The sequence below is a fragment of the Vibrio sp. A1-b2 genome, from assembly GCF_021726015.1.
Taxonomy (GTDB): Bacteria; Pseudomonadota; Gammaproteobacteria; order Enterobacterales; family Vibrionaceae; genus Vibrio; species Vibrio diazotrophicus.
On sequence record NZ_JAKKCI010000009.1, the window covers coordinates 1 to 16,529 of the forward strand.

A 16,529-nucleotide genomic window follows, 5' to 3' on the forward strand; every position below is an offset into this window, starting at 1 on the left:
CTCGGTGGGACATTAAGTTTAAGAAATTACAATGCTCAGGTTGGTGAGACTTACGCCATGATAAAAGCGTTAAACAAGCTCACAGGGCTAGGTATGCCTGAAACGATGGTAATCGCCTAACAATTAGCCATGTTAGGGGCGTTTTTAACTGAAAGCGAATTAGGAAACAAAGCCCATGCCTCGCATTTTTAATGTGGTTAAAGTGGTTGTTTATTTTTGTTCAAAGTAACAACTTTGTACTTACCCTCTTTAATTGCCAATTTACAGGCTTGGGTCAATTTACGCATTGATTCTACCTTGCGGTGATTTGTGATTATGGTTTTTCGTGAACCCATGCTTTTACCTATATAAAATAACCACTTTATTATTGAATAATACTAGATGATCACAAGCTGCCTTACCAGATATTTATAGCGCTACAAACTTTAGGTGGTTTGTAAGCTTTGTTTGTCGAACAGTTGGGGAGTATATCCAAAGCAGCCCGTATCCTTGGTTGCTCCCGTCAATCCCTTTACACCTAAAAATAATGACAGAAGAAGAGCCATTATGTCTGAAGCGGATTAATAAGCCTCTGAAACGCAGTAAGAATCGTATCCCAAAGCACGTAGAAGACAAGATTATAAAGCTGACGTTACAGAATAAACACTTTACATTGATGCAACTAATGATGGAGTTAAAACAACACGGCATCAATGTGAGTATCGGCACGATTAAAAATATCTGGAAGGAAGAGAAACTCAATACCAGAGAGTTTAGGATTATGAAATCACAATCGCTGAATATCGATGTGTAATGAGAGAAGTATTAATCCAGACCAGAATGTAAAGGCATGGCAGAATCGGCTGGTACTTATCCCGTAATCTTCCCTCAGTAATGCCAGTACCGTTGATCAGATTTGGTCATCCGATAGGCTGGGTTTATAAGCTGAAATTTTCTTCTAGAAGAAGACAGGGAGAACTATTACGACAATGCAAACACTGACTTCTGGCAAATCAAAACTCATCACTATCGGGTAAATACTCGATCACATCTTCAATCTTACAGTCAAAGAACTTACACAAGGCTTCAATGGTGGTGACGCTGGTATGGTATCCGGTATTATTAGCAATTTTTGACATAGCTGAACTTTGAATACCTACTTGCTCAGCCAAAAAAGATAAAGTTATACGTCTCCCTTCGCGCTTAGACTTCTCTGCCACTAATTCTCTAATCTTATATCTAATCAAATTCTTATTACCAAATGTTCGAATAAATGTCTTGATAAGACGAAAAATGACCCGTATATTTGTCTTGAGAAGACGAAAACAAGTCAAAAGGAGGTCTCTATGGACCAGACACTATTAACGGTGAAAGAGCTCGCAGTTCGGATCAAATTTAGCGCCAACTACATTAATGCAAAACTGCGAGACTCAGTATTTATCGAAGGTAAACACTACATTCGACCTTTCCATGGTAGAAAAATTCTATACATATGGGAAGAGGTAGAAGTGGAATTATACCAGAGTGCGACACGAAATGCGGTTTATATTCCGATGGCAGCAGGGAGAGTATGTTATGGGTAGCGTTAATGTAAGGGGAGACAAGCTATATATCGATTTTCGGTATTGTAACGTGCGGTGTAGAGAACAAACGTTACTCAATAATACTGCTGCTAATCAGAGGAAACTCACCAAACTGTTAAATCAGATTGATGCGGATATCAGGTTAGGGTGTTTCGTTTACAGCGAATATTTTCCTGAGTCGAATCTTGCATCTAAGTTCGTCAAGCAAGACATCCTGGCTCGGCGGAAGAAAGAAGAGTTGCTCGGTGCTTATAAAACGGTTTCTCAGGAGCTGCAGGGAATTACCAGTATTCCCTTTGAAGATTTTGCCCACGAATGGTTCGGTGAAAATGAGGTTCGATGGAAAACCAGTTATGTGAACAGCATGAAAGTGTATTTGTTTGGTTATCTCGTACCTGAGTTCGGCGATGTGAATGTCGATCAAATTCAGCGGCCAGATATCCTCAAATACCGAGCAAAGTTAATGCAGACCAAACCGGATGGAACGAAGCTCTCAACCGATTTTGTCAATCATGTCATGACACCTCTTCGCATGATATTACGTGAAGCGGCTGACCGCTATGGGTTTCGGTGCCAGTTTGAAAACATCAAACCATTGCGGGTAGAAAAGCGCGATGTGAATCCGTTTACTTTGGAAGAAGTGATGGATTTCTTAAATGTGGTGAAAAACGAGTATCGCAATTACTTTCTGGTACGTTTTTTTACCGGCATGCGCACCTCAGAAATCGATGGTCTGAAATGGCGATATGTGGATTTTCGTTTAGGGGTAATTAGTGTCCGTGAAACCTATGTTCAGGGGAAGATGGATACCACGAAAACCTTGGGTTCTGCTCGTGATATTCATATGTCGAGTATAGTGGTGGAAGCGCTCAATGCTCAGAAAGAAGTGACTGGTGCAGGAGAGTATGTCTTTTGTAATGCCGAAGGTAATCCTTTGGATAAAGGTAACATTCGCGACCGGGTTTGGAAGCCAACCTTAAGGAAAATGGGCTTACCTTATCGTCGCCCGTACGAAACTCGTCATACTGCCGCGACACTCTGGTTAGCGGCTGGTGAGGCACCGGAATGGATTGCCCGTCAGATGGGGCATTCCAATACCAAAATGTTGTTCGAAATCTACAGCCGTTATGTTCCCAACCTAACTCGTCAGGATGGCTCAGCATTTGAACGCTTACTGACCCAGGTGAAGGAGAAAAAACAATGAAATACAACACCATGACCGTTCATTGTGCCAGCTTATGTCTAGACGTATTAAATCAGGGACACTTCTTTCGTTACACCACGCCCGATATTCTGGCGTTTAAGTCGGAAGTGAAAATGCAAATTCGTGTGCGACTAGAGCCGGTATCCAGTGTCATACCGGATGAAGAGGGAATGATTGATGCGTTGGCGTCAGGGGTGATGAATGTACTGCTTCATTATCACTTCACTGCGGGGCGTGTATCACCGGATTTAATTTTGGGCTTGATACAACATCGATTCGATGATTTTGTCAAAGAGCGGAAAGCTAGACGTGATACTCAGGGTACTTTGGGATAGGTGAACGCATGTTGGACTACTTAGACCGTCCTATTGCTTTCCATCGTGCGTTTGTTCAGTTGGGCATCGGTATTACCGGTGCTTTACTGCTCAGTCAGGCGTTGTACTGGTCAAAACGGACTAAAGACGCTGAACGATGGTTTTATAAATCGATTGAAGAGTGGGGTGAAGAAACGGGTATGACCCGCAGAGAGATTGATACGGCTCGTTCAAAGTTAAGAAAACTGGGTATCCTGGTGGAGAAAAAACAAGGGGTGCCGTGCCGAATTTACTACCGGATTAATGAGCCAAACTTGATTGGCTGTTTGGGGCAAACTAGTATGGCGGATTGCGCCAATCCAGAGTTTATCCATCCGCCAGACTGTAGTGGCGAAATCCGCCGACCTATTACAGAGAATACACAGATATTACCAAAGACTACAACAGAGACTGCTTCGCCGAAGAGTGAATTTGGTTTACCTTGGAGGTTAAAACGATGAGTCACTTCACGTCGATTCTCAAACATATTCCTGCTCATATCACGCCAAAGACGGTTGAAGAGATGGAGCACATTCGTCGCCATAGTCAGTCGAGTGTTGATATTACAGCCTCATCACGTTCAGTGATTGGTGAGGTAAGAGGGGTAGGTGCCCGTTTTAAACAATGCCGTTTGGAGAACTATAGGAGCCACACTCCAACTCGGGCAGACGCGGTCAGTACCATACAACGTTGGATTGAATGGGTTAACCAAGGTATGGATACCAACTTGGTATTGGCTGGTTATCGTGGATCTGGAAAGACGCATTTGGCAACGGCGGTGATGTATTCACTGAGTGATTTGGGACTAAGCAGTGAAATTATTTCTTTCCATGATTTGATACTAGAAATTCGCAGTACTTATCGCTCAAGTACCACCCAATCAGAATGGCAAATACTTCAGCGTTTAACTCAGAGCGATGTGCTGGTGGTGGACGACTTAGATAAATCCCGCCATTCAGCCAGTGAGCAGCAGACGCTTCAGACATTAATCGATAAACGATACCGCAATCAATTGCCTACGGTGTTAATTACTCCGTTACCAGGTCAGGCATTTTGCTCTTTGGTCGGAGAAGTGGTGTTAACTCGATTACGACAAGGTCAGTTAGTGTGGATTGAGTGTGTTTGGGAAAATCATTATTTCCCCTGATAAATGAGATAAATTTTTTTACTCCTGTCCATCTCCTTGCTATCTTTTAACTGTATAAATACACAGGTGCTGTAAATGAACGACGATATCATTGAAACGTATCTTCCTGGTTATACCCAAGCGGATGAAGCTACTCGTCAAATGCTTTGGGATGAAGCTTCAGCGGATACGCTCTATCAACTCAACGCTGAGATTCAACTGCACCGGGGAAATGGGGCGGATAAACTGTCGATGTGTGAATGGGGTAGAGAAAAGCAGGAAATTGGGCTATATGGCGACTTGCTCAGCTATGACATTGAGTTTTGGCATCAACAGCAGCGTGCTATAGACAACCAATATACCCCTGATGAACCTGAGCAAAATCCACAAGGGTTGCGGGTTATGTCAACTACTCCCCACGATTATCTGAGTTTGTATCGTGGAGATTGGATCCGCTTGTTTTACTAGGGCCAGTTTACTTACGGTAATCTCTATTCCACCACCAATTTTATTCTCGAAGAAATGGAAGAGCGGATCGAGCAGTGGCTGGAAACGCACTATCCCTACCAGGTTACTATAACGGTAGAGCAGGGTAGTCAGGCACATGATATCGAGCAACGTTCTCCAATGATAATCCAGTTCACCAGCGACACTACTTGGATGTGAAACGCTATCTTCAGGATCATCATGCCCAATTTCAACACCAATTAACGAGCAAGCTAAACAGAGAACCGGTAGCGACGTACCTTATCGAGCGCAAAGATGACGGTGGGCATCCAATTGTGGATTTTATCTGCCATAACGATACCACTTTACGTTTAGTCCGGCCGTGTAGTTTTGTGAAGGATATGATGCGCTATCAGAAAAACGTTGATACGCTGACTCCTTACATCGACGAGCTTGAACGTACGTGTTTGCAATGGATTGATGAGCAGAAATGGTCTTAGCAGCAGAACGACTATGAAAACCGTAGAAAATGGCGCTAAGTTTATTGAGCATCCCGAATCCAGCGGTGATTGACCGAGCAATTTTATAGCGTTCCCCATGATAACTTGACTTGAATTCATGATCTCATTTGTTTATTTGGAGTGTTAATTAATTATAAGTTCTAGGAAGTATTAATCGTCTGAGATACACCCTCGAATTTTTCACTGTCATTAACACGTTCAAATATCAATGCAGTATCGGTACTCTCAGCAAGACTCACCTTAAAGATACCTACATATCTCAGCAAATTAAATCCAAGAGCACCCCGTCCTTTTGCAAAGACAATCATCTTTCCGTTAGGGCATTTACTAACATCTTCTTTTTACTTAATTATTGATAGCTTGGCATCCTCATTATCATTTAAGGCCTGCTCATGAATTCTTAATCCATCCGCACTCAATTCGTTATGCCAAATACCGTTTTCGTAAAGTCTTGGAAACCAAATTTACACACTCCATGTATGCCGTTTGGATAAATGGCCTGAAGAAGTTGTTCGTACATTTGATGCTATGGATGAAGATCCAACGTTTTATCATGCCATGAATGGTCCCAATTAGTTCCACGTTATTGGTTCGATGAAAAATTGGGATGTGATCCCCCGTTTAGGCAAAATTCAGGTACCAACACTACTTATTTCGGGGCACTACGATGAGTCGGCCCCTGAGTGCGAACAACCGTTTTTCAACCATATTCAAGATTGGAATGGACAGTATTTCCTAAATCGTCTCACATGCCTCATGTTGAAGATTCATGATATAGGCAATGTATTTTATGCAAGCAAACTGCAAATCATTGGCGCCATCATTCGATAGTGATTGAACTGTCCTTAGCCTCTTTGGTTTTTGTATAAATTGCTAACAATCGTAAAAATGTAACAAACGCCCTGGTTCTTTGCGGCGTTTCAATGATGTTACCTTCACTATCAATGCGTTGATTATCAAATTTGCTTTGTAACAGGTGAATACTGACTGTGCCTGGTGGATAATATTTGAGGAATCTACCAGCATCACTGAGAGTGGTTGTAAATTTGGCGGATGTCTTTATATATTGCTCCAGAGCTTTCGGTACTAGGACTTCAACCGTTATATTGGGGAAAATTCGACTTCGGATAGTATCGTCCCAGAATAATAGATGTTTTTTGTACGTATCTATCTCATTCGCATCGAAGTAGGCCTCGCTCGGGAAATACCACTTGAGTTTGACGTGACGTTCTTTTAAGCCAATCAGTTGGATTAGCTTAAGTAGGAGTAAGGCTGCTTTTTGATTATGGGTTCGGATCAACGAATCTTGTGCCCCTACCAGATCGTTTAGTATTTCACTAAGCGTCGTAAAATTGAAATCTTCTGGAATCGCATTGTTTTCAATGGCGTTTTCAAACATCTTGATAAGACTTTCAATCGTTTTTACATTCCCTCGGTTTAGTTTGGCATAGTTAGCCAGTGGTGGAAGTGTATACTTTGATCTGCACAATGATGATCGCACGATAGATTCATCGGATTTGACGATGGCCTCGACCGCTAATGTATCAATACCGGTTAAGCTGGCGACATCAGAAGATTGTTGATCCTCGGCTAATAATTGAATGATTTCCCAAACTGCACTTAAAGAAACGGTTTGTTTCATTTCAATCGACTTAGTTAGCCCGAGTTGTGTGATTGCTTCATCAAGGCTTGAAACCAGCGATGCTGGTTCATACGTGTCTGGAACGGCGGCCATGAGATTGTGTTTTGATGTGGGTACCGACTGGAGCCTACCTTGATCACTAATTCGTATCCCTTGGCCCCAATATCGACGTAGCAAAGTATCGGATGGTTGGTGGTTGGAAAATTTAGTTCGTTGAATAAATTCACTCAGATGAAAATATGATGAGGTAGTGACTTCTGGTGAAGAATGACCTAGTAAGCCGGATAATGCCCAGAGCTTTTTACGTGAGAACGGAGCGATGGCGAGACGTTGACATAATCGTTGGTGATTGTCTTGGGCGAAAAATTTATGCTGGCTGAATGAAAAATCGGCTAATTGTGAATGATCGGCATAGTTGAGGCGAATCCAGGTCCAGTTGCAGAAGGAATGGCGACAATGGTGGTATCGAATTTCAGGTTCACCGGTAACAATTTTCATAATTTCTGTTAGCAGCGAAAATGCTTCATTTAATTGCCTGGTATCTTTAAAAATGAGTGATTTCTCCTGGGTAAATTTGGTTTTGGTCACGTTGAGATAGCCAGTTAACTCAAGTAGAGATTTTTCAGGCCATAGACAATCAAGCGGTAGGTTTCTGGAGCTTTCACTTGATTTGAGTTCTCGATATTTGTTGGGCCGTACGTGAAGATTGGCATACCGAACGCCCTTAATCGTGAAATCGGCAAACTGCAGTCCGGCGACTTCACCGCGGCGTAATCCGCTATAAAATCCTAGGTAAAAACACAATTTGGCGATTTTGGCCGTAGGAGTACCGATTGAATTACAGGCTTCAATGATACGCTCGGCTTCGTAGTGAGTGATTAAATTGGCATTAACACGATGGCCAATTGAGGGAATATCGATATCAGATAAACACAGGTTTGTAACAATGTCACTTTCAATTAAGAACTCAGCGAAATAGAGAACGAAAGATTTTTTGGTTGAGGCTATTTGTTCCGCCACAATATTGAGTTTTTCCGCCCAATCCAGGCTCTCCATTTTTTTTGGTGCACAACCGGAAAACTCTTGAATGAATGGAGCTGCAACATAACTAATATAGGATTTGATAGTAGTTAGACGTAGACGCTTTTTATGTTTTCCACCAAACTTAAGTAGATGATACATCCATGAAAGCACTATCCAGCCCCAGGGGGCACTTGCTGCTATATCATTACTTTCTAACCTCGGTCGAAGTTCATTTTGTAACTTGGTACTGATCCGAATGCTTTCGCTTAACGAAGTTTTAATGAGTTTGCCAGTATAATGTTCGATTACCTCAATTTGCTCAGCAGTAGTGAGTTCTTCTTGTTCTAGAATGGCTTTCTTTCTTAATTTTTCAGCCGATGTCGAACCAGTTGAAAGCCATGCGACCTTTTGCCGAATCGGCATTTTTCGTTGTTCATAGTCCTCTTCATCTTGTTTAACTCGTTGGTCGGTCAGTAGCCTATAGAGTGATGTCTGAGTTAATGAGGTTGTGGGTAGTGCTGCTTGGCAAATGGAGTATTCTGCCGGACTGACAGTAAGGACGAATTCATTTTTAAATGCGGAGCGAAGATCGACAAACCGTAGGTTGTATATTCTAGGCAATAGTCTGTACGCATGAAGTAGAGCATTTATCTCTGACATGACATTGATCCTGACTTTTGAGCTGTCGTTCCAATAAGCGGTTAAGAATAATTCCGCCATTGGGGACAACCAGTAGCGTTGTCCCTTGGTTTCAACTAACCAGTGTTCACCAATTCGATAGAATGTGCTCTTTTTCGTGAGTAACTGCTCTATATCTTTTGATTTTCTGATTCCTTCTTTTAGTACTAGCCATAACATAAGAACGGCTTGGTTTTGCTTTGGATGATCCAAATAGCGGGCAGTCAATGATTCATTTTCAACCAGCTCATAGATTCTGACCTGCAGTCGCGACATTAAAAAGTCATCGGGCTTGAGCAGCGGAAAATCTTGCCTGATATGGCAAGTCTGGCTAATCGGTGGGGCGGTGATGCCTGTCTGTTTTTCTATGATACAGAGTAAAAGTTCCAACAATTTAAGCTGGAGATTGTGATCTTCGAACCCTTTGCGAAAGGTCTTCTGAATGGTATTTAGTGACTCGGATTGTATTTTTCCGTTTTCGACCAAACCATGTTTCTGGGTCAATGAATAAACATCATTAGTAATGTTTAGTTTGCTGGGCAAATCAAGCTTTTCATTGTTGGTTAACTTGAGATATTCGCCCGTTTCTGATTGAGCCGCCCGTAAATAAGCGTTTTGTATCTCCAAATTGAGTACGTCACTTAATCGGCGCATATCAACCTCTCTTACGTGTTATTAATGACGGAATGGCCTCCCAGCTGAGTTCTTCCAGCATTTCGTCCAAAACCGGTAGGAGCTGTTCTATTGCGACTTTATGGCTTAGAGAGGAACATTTTTCGAGTGGTGTTTCACCGTTTACCCAATGGCCCAATTGGAATTTTACTAATTCCTGATGGACATTCGATAGTTGTAGATAACGGCGCACGTAATGTCGCCCGAAATTCAGTGGCAAATCGATATATTCACTGAGGTAAGATGGTCCTGAATTTTTCGTCCGGAAAAAGGTGGGATCATCTTTATCCTGGATAAATAAAAAGAATAGTCCATCATTTGCGTGTGAATTCTTCGCGGTAAGGAACCATTCGATTCGGTCGTTTTTATGGGGAAGATCTATTAATTGGTGATCGCAGGTTTGCGCATAAAGTTGCGTTGATTGAGCCGGGTATAAATGGCTAATGAGATTTGCCAGTGTTTTCGTATGCCGTTGATAGTGCAGTAACTGCGATTTGAGAACGGTTGGGCACACGACGACTCGGGTATGAGAAAACGTCTTTGATGAATCTTTATCTGAAATACATAGGGCATGATAGCGCAATAGCAGCAAGTCAAAACTGGGAAGCGGATTGTAAACTGCTCTATAACCTGACGCATTCACTAACATGATCAGCGTATAGGCCGAGTATTGATTATGATAGTCGATCAGATTACTTAAATTTTTGACCACATCAAATGCAGAGAATTGTTTCAAGTGGGCTAAACGATGGTTAACCCAATCTTTTATTGCTGCTCTGGTCGGTGTGAATTGAGATCCAATTCCGGTGGTATCTAAATCTAGTTGTAATTCAGGCAATACTGGTATTTGAATGTCAGTATCGTAGCCCTTCATCTGATTAAACATATCCAACCATATTGCTTGGATTCGGCGATTAATTTCAGTTTCAGAATACCAGGCATAATGGCGAGGTGAACGACTATAGTAACTTAGCTCTCCCCTTAACATTTCCAGGATAACTGGATCGTGTTTTTCTGTAGCGATTAAGTTGTTGATGAGATAGTTCTCAATCCGCTTTAGACTGATTTGGCAACGATGGCGCTGATTGAGCTTTTTTAAATAGAACTCTATGGCTTTTCTATAGGCATTGACTGATGGCTTTCCTGAGAACTTTGCATGGCCACGTAAGTTGCTTTTGATAAACATATTATAAAAATATTGGGGGAGAGCTATGGCGGCGACGGTTTGGTTTTTTAGTAGGTTGGGGTTATCTGAATGCTTGCCTCTTTTAGCTGTAGGCTTTGGAGCAATTTTTAAAATTAACTCCGATTCAGTAACGATAAGCCCGAGGTTGTCATTACTAGTACTGTAGTGTACGTCTAAGTTGCAGACGTCGCACAGATTTCGCCCTGTAATCAAGATGAGGTGCAGAATGCATTGAATATCGGTTCTGGGGATTTTGTTTATGAGCGTGGTACGTTGAGAACTGCTGTCATGCCATAGGTAACTGAGTTCACTAGGCTGTAGAAGGTTACGCGCAAGCGGCGTAATGTTATGACTCCTACTAACACTCTTCGATATCCCACGGTTCTTGTGATTGATTTTGGCCTTGTCTTTAATGACGGATACATCGGGTAATTCGTGTTGTGGCTTAGGTAAAACTGGCTGTTCAGTTTTGATAATGCAAAGTTCTGGATAATCTTCATCAGCGGATACTCCAGCATCAACAAGTGGTTTACTCAAACCACGTTTGAGTAGTGAGGCGGTAAATAAGTTATCCGAACCGATCACTCGTTCTATTTTTTTTCGGCTGTAGGATGAACGGATACTTCTTTGAGATATACGAGAAAAGCTCTTTCGTTTTTTCCAATTGAGCCGGTAAAAATGTTCTAAGTCTCGCAGGTAACCAACACGACTTGATGAACCTGACTCTTCGTCATTTTCGCGTTCTTGATCCATCAGAATCTCACGAACCTGAAGGATCTGATTGGCCGTATCATCTATTGAATTTGAATTAAAACATCGTCGGTCGATGACCTCATCGGTATAAAGAAGCCTGAAAGAGCGAATCGAAGTTTCGGTGCGGTCTTCCGTGATTATTTTTAATTCATTATTGTAATAATGACTGAGAAAAAATAATAATGCCGAGGCGGCTTGTGGCGTCTGGTGGTCATCAAAAATAAATAGCAATGAATACAGTGGGCGTCGACTCATCCATCCTTTTGCATGAGTTGTATTGCTGTATTTCTGAAAGAAGGCTTCATTCACTTCTGAAAATAATTGGAGTAATTGACTGGCAATATCTTGTTGGATGTCGAACAACTCACAGAATTTCTGAGGATGAGTATCAAAAAGGTATTCAAGCAACGAATGTACTTTTTGTAAGCCCCGGAAATCTTCAGGGCAATCGATGGCTTCAAGTAATTTTTCGAGTGGGTTAAGAAGATGACCTAGAGCAAAAGGTAAAAACGCTTGTATATCTTCGACGGTTGGCGTTGACATGAATCTATATCCTTAGCGAGCTACAAATCGGCTTTAGAAATGGATAAAAAGTTTGCCACTTTCTCTGCTGAGTTAAGTTCAGGAAAAAAAGTTAGCCACTCATCTGATTGGTAAATACTGCGTTTGCCTTCGTCCTTTTTGAACCATGACCGTAGATAAAAGCTAATTTTTTTTGTGTCACTGATAAAGCATTTAGAGAGCAAGTCGTTAGTCAGATCGAATAAAACGATTGCTCGTTTTATGCTTGAAGATGGTTTCTTTTTAAGTGCAAATACCAATATAGAAAAGTCATCGGGTAGGTAGTGTTGAGCAATCGCACTGCGGAGTCTGGTGAGGGTAAATGAACCGGTCAGAGCTTTAAATTGTTTACGGTACCGATAACAAATAATCGGCGATTGCAGAGATAGCAAATTGAATAGGTATGCAGATTTATCATTTGCTTCATTTGAGGTTCTTAATCCACTTAAAGGATTCGCTTGGGCAAACAGATCTTGAATTGTATCGTCAGAGATGAGTTCTTTGACCGACACTCGGATGAGCTCTACATTGTCGAGTAGGGTAGCATCAAATCGCATAATCTCGTCTTTCAAAATCGCCTCACATCAAAAATAATCTCCGATATAAGAACTTTAATTTTATGGCCGTTTCGTGTCCACATTGCGCCATAAAGTTGAGATCTTCATCAAGGGTAGGAGTCATTTTTCTTGTTAAAACGAGGAAGTTCCGTTAGAGTGTATGAATAAAGTTTATCATTAATGTCTTGACATGGTAGGGGTCGGCAGTTCGAGTCTGCCTAGACCCACCAAATTCGTTCCTTCGTGAACAAACAATAAAGCCCGCTTTTTAGCGGGCTTTATTGTATCTACGTCCCTGCGATTTTCCCCAAAGTTAAATTTAACGTGAAAACAAACCTATTTAACTGGGTGGTTCCAAATATCATTTCTTTGACTGCCAGTTTTGGTATTTCTAGCCGAAAGAAAAATGAAAATCTGGATCAACTGTATATTGCGAAAAGTCGTGGATGAAATCGTGTTGAGCTACGTAGCGACAGTTGTTCCATATTTTCTCTTATCAGTTAACGTTTTCTTTTATTTGGATTACACTCTTTGCCCTTGTTCGGATGCTTCCGACAAAAAGAGTAGAACATTCACCTCTACATCCTACACTTTGATCTATATGGTGTAGCGCCTGTTTAAACAAACAACTAAAGTTTATTAAGTGCAGAGTGAAAACTTGTTGTTTAACTTTAATTGCCCAAATCTAGAGTAACGCCGTGTCAGTCACATCTTTTACCAACCGTCGAAAATCGTCCCGCATTGAACTTAAAGCAATGATTCCCGCCTCTTGTTTGTTTAACCGCTGGTTTAAGCCTGTAATCCAAGTTCAAGTTGTTGATGTTTCTAATCACGGTATGAAGCTTTTTACTAAAGACTATTTAAAGTTATCGAACGCGACTATTCGCATTGATGCATTAAATGAAGGAGTGAAAGGCAAAGTGGTATGGCGACACGAAAGGGATGGTGGCTATATGTGCGGCTTTATGGTGCAAGAAGGAAATGAAATTTCTGAGGAAGACATCTCGTACTTAAGTAATTTATAAAAGAATCAGATTTGGTTCGATATTTAGTTGCGCTGGTTGGAAATATCGCAAAGAGTCTGTCTTAAAAATGATACTCGATGCAAATTTATTCAATTAACGAAAGCGAAATGCTGAACAATTTCAGCTCGCTAGATCCCTTTGACAGAAGGACTTTAGTTCATTTTTTGTCTAATTCCATAGTTTAAATTCAGCAATTTCTGATTGTTGACGACGGCGTTTTGGCATTGAAGATGACTTTCTAATGTGAGTATCATTTAACAGTTTTAACGAATGGCCCAATGTGCAACATTAAACTATGAACGTTCTAATCTGTGATGACTCTGCATTAGCTAGAAAATCCTTAAGTCGGACTCTTGTTAATTTTTACGATATTGAGATTTTTTTTGCGGAAAATGGCAGAGAAGCACTAAGTGTACTCGCTCATAACCGAATTGATGTTTTGTTCCTCGATCTGACTATGCCAGTGATGGACGGCTATGATGTATTGGGCATGCTACCTGTTAATTCATATCCGACCAAAGTCGTTATTATCTCTGGTGATGTACAAAAAGCGGCGAAAGAACGTTGTTTTGCATTGGGCGCGTCTGACTTCATCGAAAAGCCTTTTAAAATAGAGCAGCTAGAGGCCGTTTTCAAAGGTTGCCATGTTGGAAATTCCATTCATAAAAGCATAACTTCAGAACCTTATATTGATTCAGATTCGAAATTTAGAGAACTGACCAATATCGCGTTAGGTCGTTGTGTTGCGCTTATTTCAGATAGCGTAGGAGATTTTATCAACATGCCTTTACCTACGGTTGGCATATTAGAGCCATCAGAGCTGGAGATGGCCGTTCACGATGTCTTATATAGAGACAATGTGAATGCCGTAACACAGCGTTTCACAGGCGCAGGTATTCACGGTGAGTCTCTGGTGACTATCAGAGGCAAAGAATTCGCCAAAGTGGGCGAGCGTCTTGGTTATCCGCTGCAAGATGCAAACAGCAACGAATCATTACTTAACATTTCCAACCTAGCGGTTTCTACTTTTCTGCGTGTATTGGCAGAACTCATCATGGTCAGCTTTACTCTACGTCAGCCAGTTTTAATTAACAGCTACGAAAAAGAGCTGCTTTCACAGCAAAAGATAACCAAGTCTGCTTTTACGGTCGAGTTTTCTTATTCCGCTGAAAATCTCGATTTCCAGTGTGACATCTTGCTGTTGATCGACATGGAATCCGTAAAAGTAATAGATAAATTGATGGAATCTTTTTAATGCCGAGATTGACTGTAAATGTGCGGGATTTCCATTGGGGGATCCAAGCGTTAGACACTATAGACGTTGGGTTAGTGGTTATCGATATCAACTATGAAGTGTGCCTATGGAACAGTTTTATGCAAAACTATTCGGGCATTGTTTCTACCAAAATAATGACCAAAAATCTATTTGAAGTCGTTCCGGATCTTCCTGAAGAGTGGCTCAAAGCCAAAATAGATGCGGCAGTCAAATTAGACACAAGAACCTTCTCCAGATGGGAAGACAGACCGTACGTCTTTCATTTTAAAAACTACTCACCTTACACCAACAAAAGCACAATAATGTATCAGAACATGGTGGTCACTCCGTTGAAATCACTCAATGGCGATGTTTCTCATGTGTGCATTATGATTCAGGATGTCTCGGATATAGCGAAGAATAAGCTGCATTTAGAACAATCAAATCAGCATTTATCAAACATGAGTCGCACCGATGGTTTGACGCAATTACTCAACCGCTCTTACTGGGAATCGCTACTGATGAAAAAGTACGAGAAAATCATTGCGACTGAAGCACCTGCGTCATTAGTTATTTTTGATATCGACCATTTTAAGAAGGTCAATGACACGTTTGGTCATGCTGCCGGTGATGATGTTATTCGCAAAACCGCGGAGGTGTTGCGTAAGACAGCGAGAGCTTCTGATCATTGTGGCCGCTATGGCGGTGAAGAGTTCACAGTGTTATTACCAAACACCACTGTTGACCAAGCGAGGTACTTTGCTGAAAGGTTGCGTAAGCGTATTGAAGCTGAGGTTGTCAGTACCGAACAAGGTGAAATCCGATACACCATTAGTCTCGGAGTTTGCGCATTTGATAAGAGGTTCCGTACACATTCGGAATGGTTAGAGCATGCAGATAAAGCGCTGTACGAGTCAAAAGGGCAAGGACGAAATCAGACAACAGTTGTGGCGTAAAGCCATTCTTCAAAAGCCAAACCGGAACTACAGGAGAAGTAAGATGCGATTTGGCTTTTATTCTTCTCTTTATCTGGACATTAAACTGAGTCGTTTTGATTTCTTCTGGGATAGAAGTAGCCCAATGAATATCAGAGTTAGCGCGGAATAAGTTGACGAGTTTATTGGCTCTCCCAGCAAAATCACACTGATGATCATGCCAAATACAGGCACAAGATAGTTATTGAACGAAGTGAAAGTCGCACCTACTTGCGCCAGCAAATTGTAGAGTAAGAAGTACGCAAAACAGGTACAGGCGAGCGCCAAAACCAATAGTGCGGAAAGAGAGCGAACGTTAAAAGTGAAGGTGCTGACGTCATCAACCAATAGCGCAATCGGCAAAGAGAACACCGCAGAGCAAATTAAAATACCAGCCGCATTTGCGAGAGGGTGATATTGGGTAATTTTACTTCTGCGAGCGTAAACAGCCGATAAACCATAACAGCAAGCCGCAAAGATAACCGCCAGTTGTGCCAAAATATGCGCGCCAAAACCTTGCAGAGCATCGACACCGATCAGCACCACCACACCGCCGCCGCCGAGTACTACGCCGAGTAGTTTGTTTAACGACATTTTCTCATCATCCGTCAGGTAATGAGCAAAGATTAAGGTCGCGAGAGGAATCAACCCCATCAGCACGGAAGCTAACGCGGCATCTATGTATTGCTCTCCCCACGTAATCAAAAAGAATGGAACAATATTGCCGATAACCGCCACGACAGCATAGTGTTTCCAAACCTTTAACTCGGCCGGAATACGCAATTTAAAAGCCCAGATAAATACGGACATAGCGATGGCAGATAGAGTTAAACGTATAGCAACCGTCAATATGGGAGAGTAGCTTTCTAGAGCTATCTTAAGGAAAGGGAACGAACTTCCCCAAATCGCCGCTAGAAATAGAAGCATCAGATAGTGCTTTGCATGAACCTGCATCTTATTAATCCGTTAATTCACTTATAAAGAGCGTAC

15 protein-coding genes and 2 pseudogenes are annotated in these 16,529 nt (G+C 41.7%); 12 read left to right on the forward strand and 5 right to left on the reverse strand.

Going from position 1 to position 16,529, the window contains the following annotated elements; genetic code table 11:
• Both L3V23_RS16780 and L3V23_RS16785 read left to right on the forward strand, forming a co-directional pair.
• Window positions 1-120, forward strand: a pseudogene (locus L3V23_RS16780) (IS5/IS1182 family transposase); the annotation flags it as partial.
• A 338-nt stretch (window positions 121-458) separates the two neighbouring features.
• Window positions 459-793, forward strand: a pseudogene (locus L3V23_RS16785) (ISNCY family transposase); the annotation flags it as partial.
• Between the two features lie 199 nt (window positions 794-992).
• Here L3V23_RS16785 and L3V23_RS16790 read toward each other — a convergent pair.
• On the reverse strand, window positions 993-1,199 hold the full coding sequence (locus tag L3V23_RS16790) for a helix-turn-helix transcriptional regulator (protein ID WP_237292600.1): 207 nt from the start codon (window positions 1,197-1,199) through the stop codon (window positions 993-995).
• 126 nt (window positions 1,200-1,325) lie between these two features.
• Here L3V23_RS16790 and L3V23_RS16795 point away from each other — a divergent pair, with 126 nt between their 5' ends.
• The 7 genes from L3V23_RS16795 (at window position 1,326) to L3V23_RS16825 (ending at window position 5,192) form a co-directional block, all read left to right on the forward strand.
• Window positions 1,326-1,562: a hypothetical protein gene (locus tag L3V23_RS16795; RefSeq protein ID WP_102942297.1), complete on the forward strand. Its 237-nt coding sequence runs from the start codon at window positions 1,326-1,328 to the stop codon at window positions 1,560-1,562.
• A 49-nt stretch (window positions 1,563-1,611) separates the two neighbouring features.
• Window positions 1,612-2,766 (forward strand): tyrosine-type recombinase/integrase, encoded by a 1,155-nt coding sequence (locus L3V23_RS16800; RefSeq protein WP_237292601.1) that lies wholly within the window; start codon window positions 1,612-1,614, stop codon window positions 2,764-2,766.
• Window positions 2,763-3,101: a hypothetical protein gene (locus L3V23_RS16805; RefSeq protein WP_237292602.1), complete on the forward strand. Its 339-nt coding sequence runs from the start codon at window positions 2,763-2,765 to the stop codon at window positions 3,099-3,101. Before L3V23_RS16800 ends, L3V23_RS16805 begins: the two co-directional genes overlap by 4 nt.
• Before the next feature lie 8 nt (window positions 3,102-3,109).
• Window positions 3,110-3,580 (forward strand): hypothetical protein, encoded by a 471-nt coding sequence (locus tag L3V23_RS16810; RefSeq protein WP_237292603.1) that lies wholly within the window; start codon window positions 3,110-3,112, stop codon window positions 3,578-3,580.
• Window positions 3,577-4,266, forward strand: a complete 690-nt coding sequence (locus L3V23_RS16815) for an ATP-binding protein (protein WP_237292604.1) — start codon at window positions 3,577-3,579, stop codon at window positions 4,264-4,266. The genes L3V23_RS16810 and L3V23_RS16815 overlap by 4 nt, the downstream gene beginning before the upstream one ends.
• A 75-nt stretch (window positions 4,267-4,341) precedes the next feature.
• Complete coding sequence (locus L3V23_RS16820) at window positions 4,342-4,713, forward strand: hypothetical protein (RefSeq protein ID WP_237292605.1); 372 nt, start codon at window positions 4,342-4,344, stop codon at window positions 4,711-4,713.
• A gap of 194 nt (window positions 4,714-4,907) precedes the next feature.
• Window positions 4,908-5,192 (forward strand): hypothetical protein, encoded by a 285-nt coding sequence (locus L3V23_RS16825; RefSeq protein WP_237292606.1) that lies wholly within the window; start codon window positions 4,908-4,910, stop codon window positions 5,190-5,192.
• 841 nt (window positions 5,193-6,033) lie between these two features.
• Here L3V23_RS16825 and L3V23_RS16830 read toward each other — a convergent pair.
• The 3 genes from L3V23_RS16830 to L3V23_RS16840 are packed head-to-tail and all read right to left on the reverse strand — an operon-like array spanning window position 6,034 to window position 12,285.
• Window positions 6,034-9,210: a tyrosine-type recombinase/integrase gene (locus L3V23_RS16830; RefSeq protein WP_237292607.1), complete on the reverse strand. Its 3,177-nt coding sequence runs from the start codon at window positions 9,208-9,210 to the stop codon at window positions 6,034-6,036.
• Window position 9,211: 1 nt separating this feature from the next.
• Window positions 9,212-11,710, reverse strand: coding sequence for a hypothetical protein (locus tag L3V23_RS16835; protein ID WP_237292609.1), 2,499 nt, complete (start codon window positions 11,708-11,710; stop codon window positions 9,212-9,214).
• Between the two features lie 20 nt (window positions 11,711-11,730).
• Window positions 11,731-12,285 (reverse strand): hypothetical protein, encoded by a 555-nt coding sequence (locus tag L3V23_RS16840; RefSeq protein WP_237292611.1) that lies wholly within the window; start codon window positions 12,283-12,285, stop codon window positions 11,731-11,733.
• Window positions 12,286-12,983: 698 nt separating this feature from the next.
• On the opposite strand from L3V23_RS16840, the gene L3V23_RS16845 reads away from it, so the two are divergent.
• From L3V23_RS16845 to L3V23_RS16855, 3 genes are all read left to right on the forward strand, one after another.
• Window positions 12,984-13,310, forward strand: a complete 327-nt coding sequence (locus L3V23_RS16845; RefSeq protein ID WP_146029431.1) for a PilZ domain-containing protein — start codon at window positions 12,984-12,986, stop codon at window positions 13,308-13,310.
• Window positions 13,311-13,605: 295 nt separating this feature from the next.
• Window positions 13,606-14,565 (forward strand): response regulator, encoded by a 960-nt coding sequence (locus L3V23_RS16850; protein ID WP_102967039.1) that lies wholly within the window; start codon window positions 13,606-13,608, stop codon window positions 14,563-14,565.
• Entirely contained in the window at window positions 14,565-15,521 is a 957-nt protein-coding gene (locus tag L3V23_RS16855; protein ID WP_102967040.1) for a GGDEF domain-containing protein, read from the forward strand. The genes L3V23_RS16850 and L3V23_RS16855 overlap by 1 nt, the downstream gene beginning before the upstream one ends.
• A gap of 69 nt (window positions 15,522-15,590) precedes the next feature.
• Here L3V23_RS16855 and L3V23_RS16860 read toward each other — a convergent pair whose 3' ends face one another.
• Window positions 15,591-16,493: a DMT family transporter gene (locus tag L3V23_RS16860; RefSeq protein ID WP_102967041.1), complete on the reverse strand. Its 903-nt coding sequence runs from the start codon at window positions 16,491-16,493 to the stop codon at window positions 15,591-15,593.
• Between the last annotated feature and the right edge of the window lie 36 nt (window positions 16,494-16,529).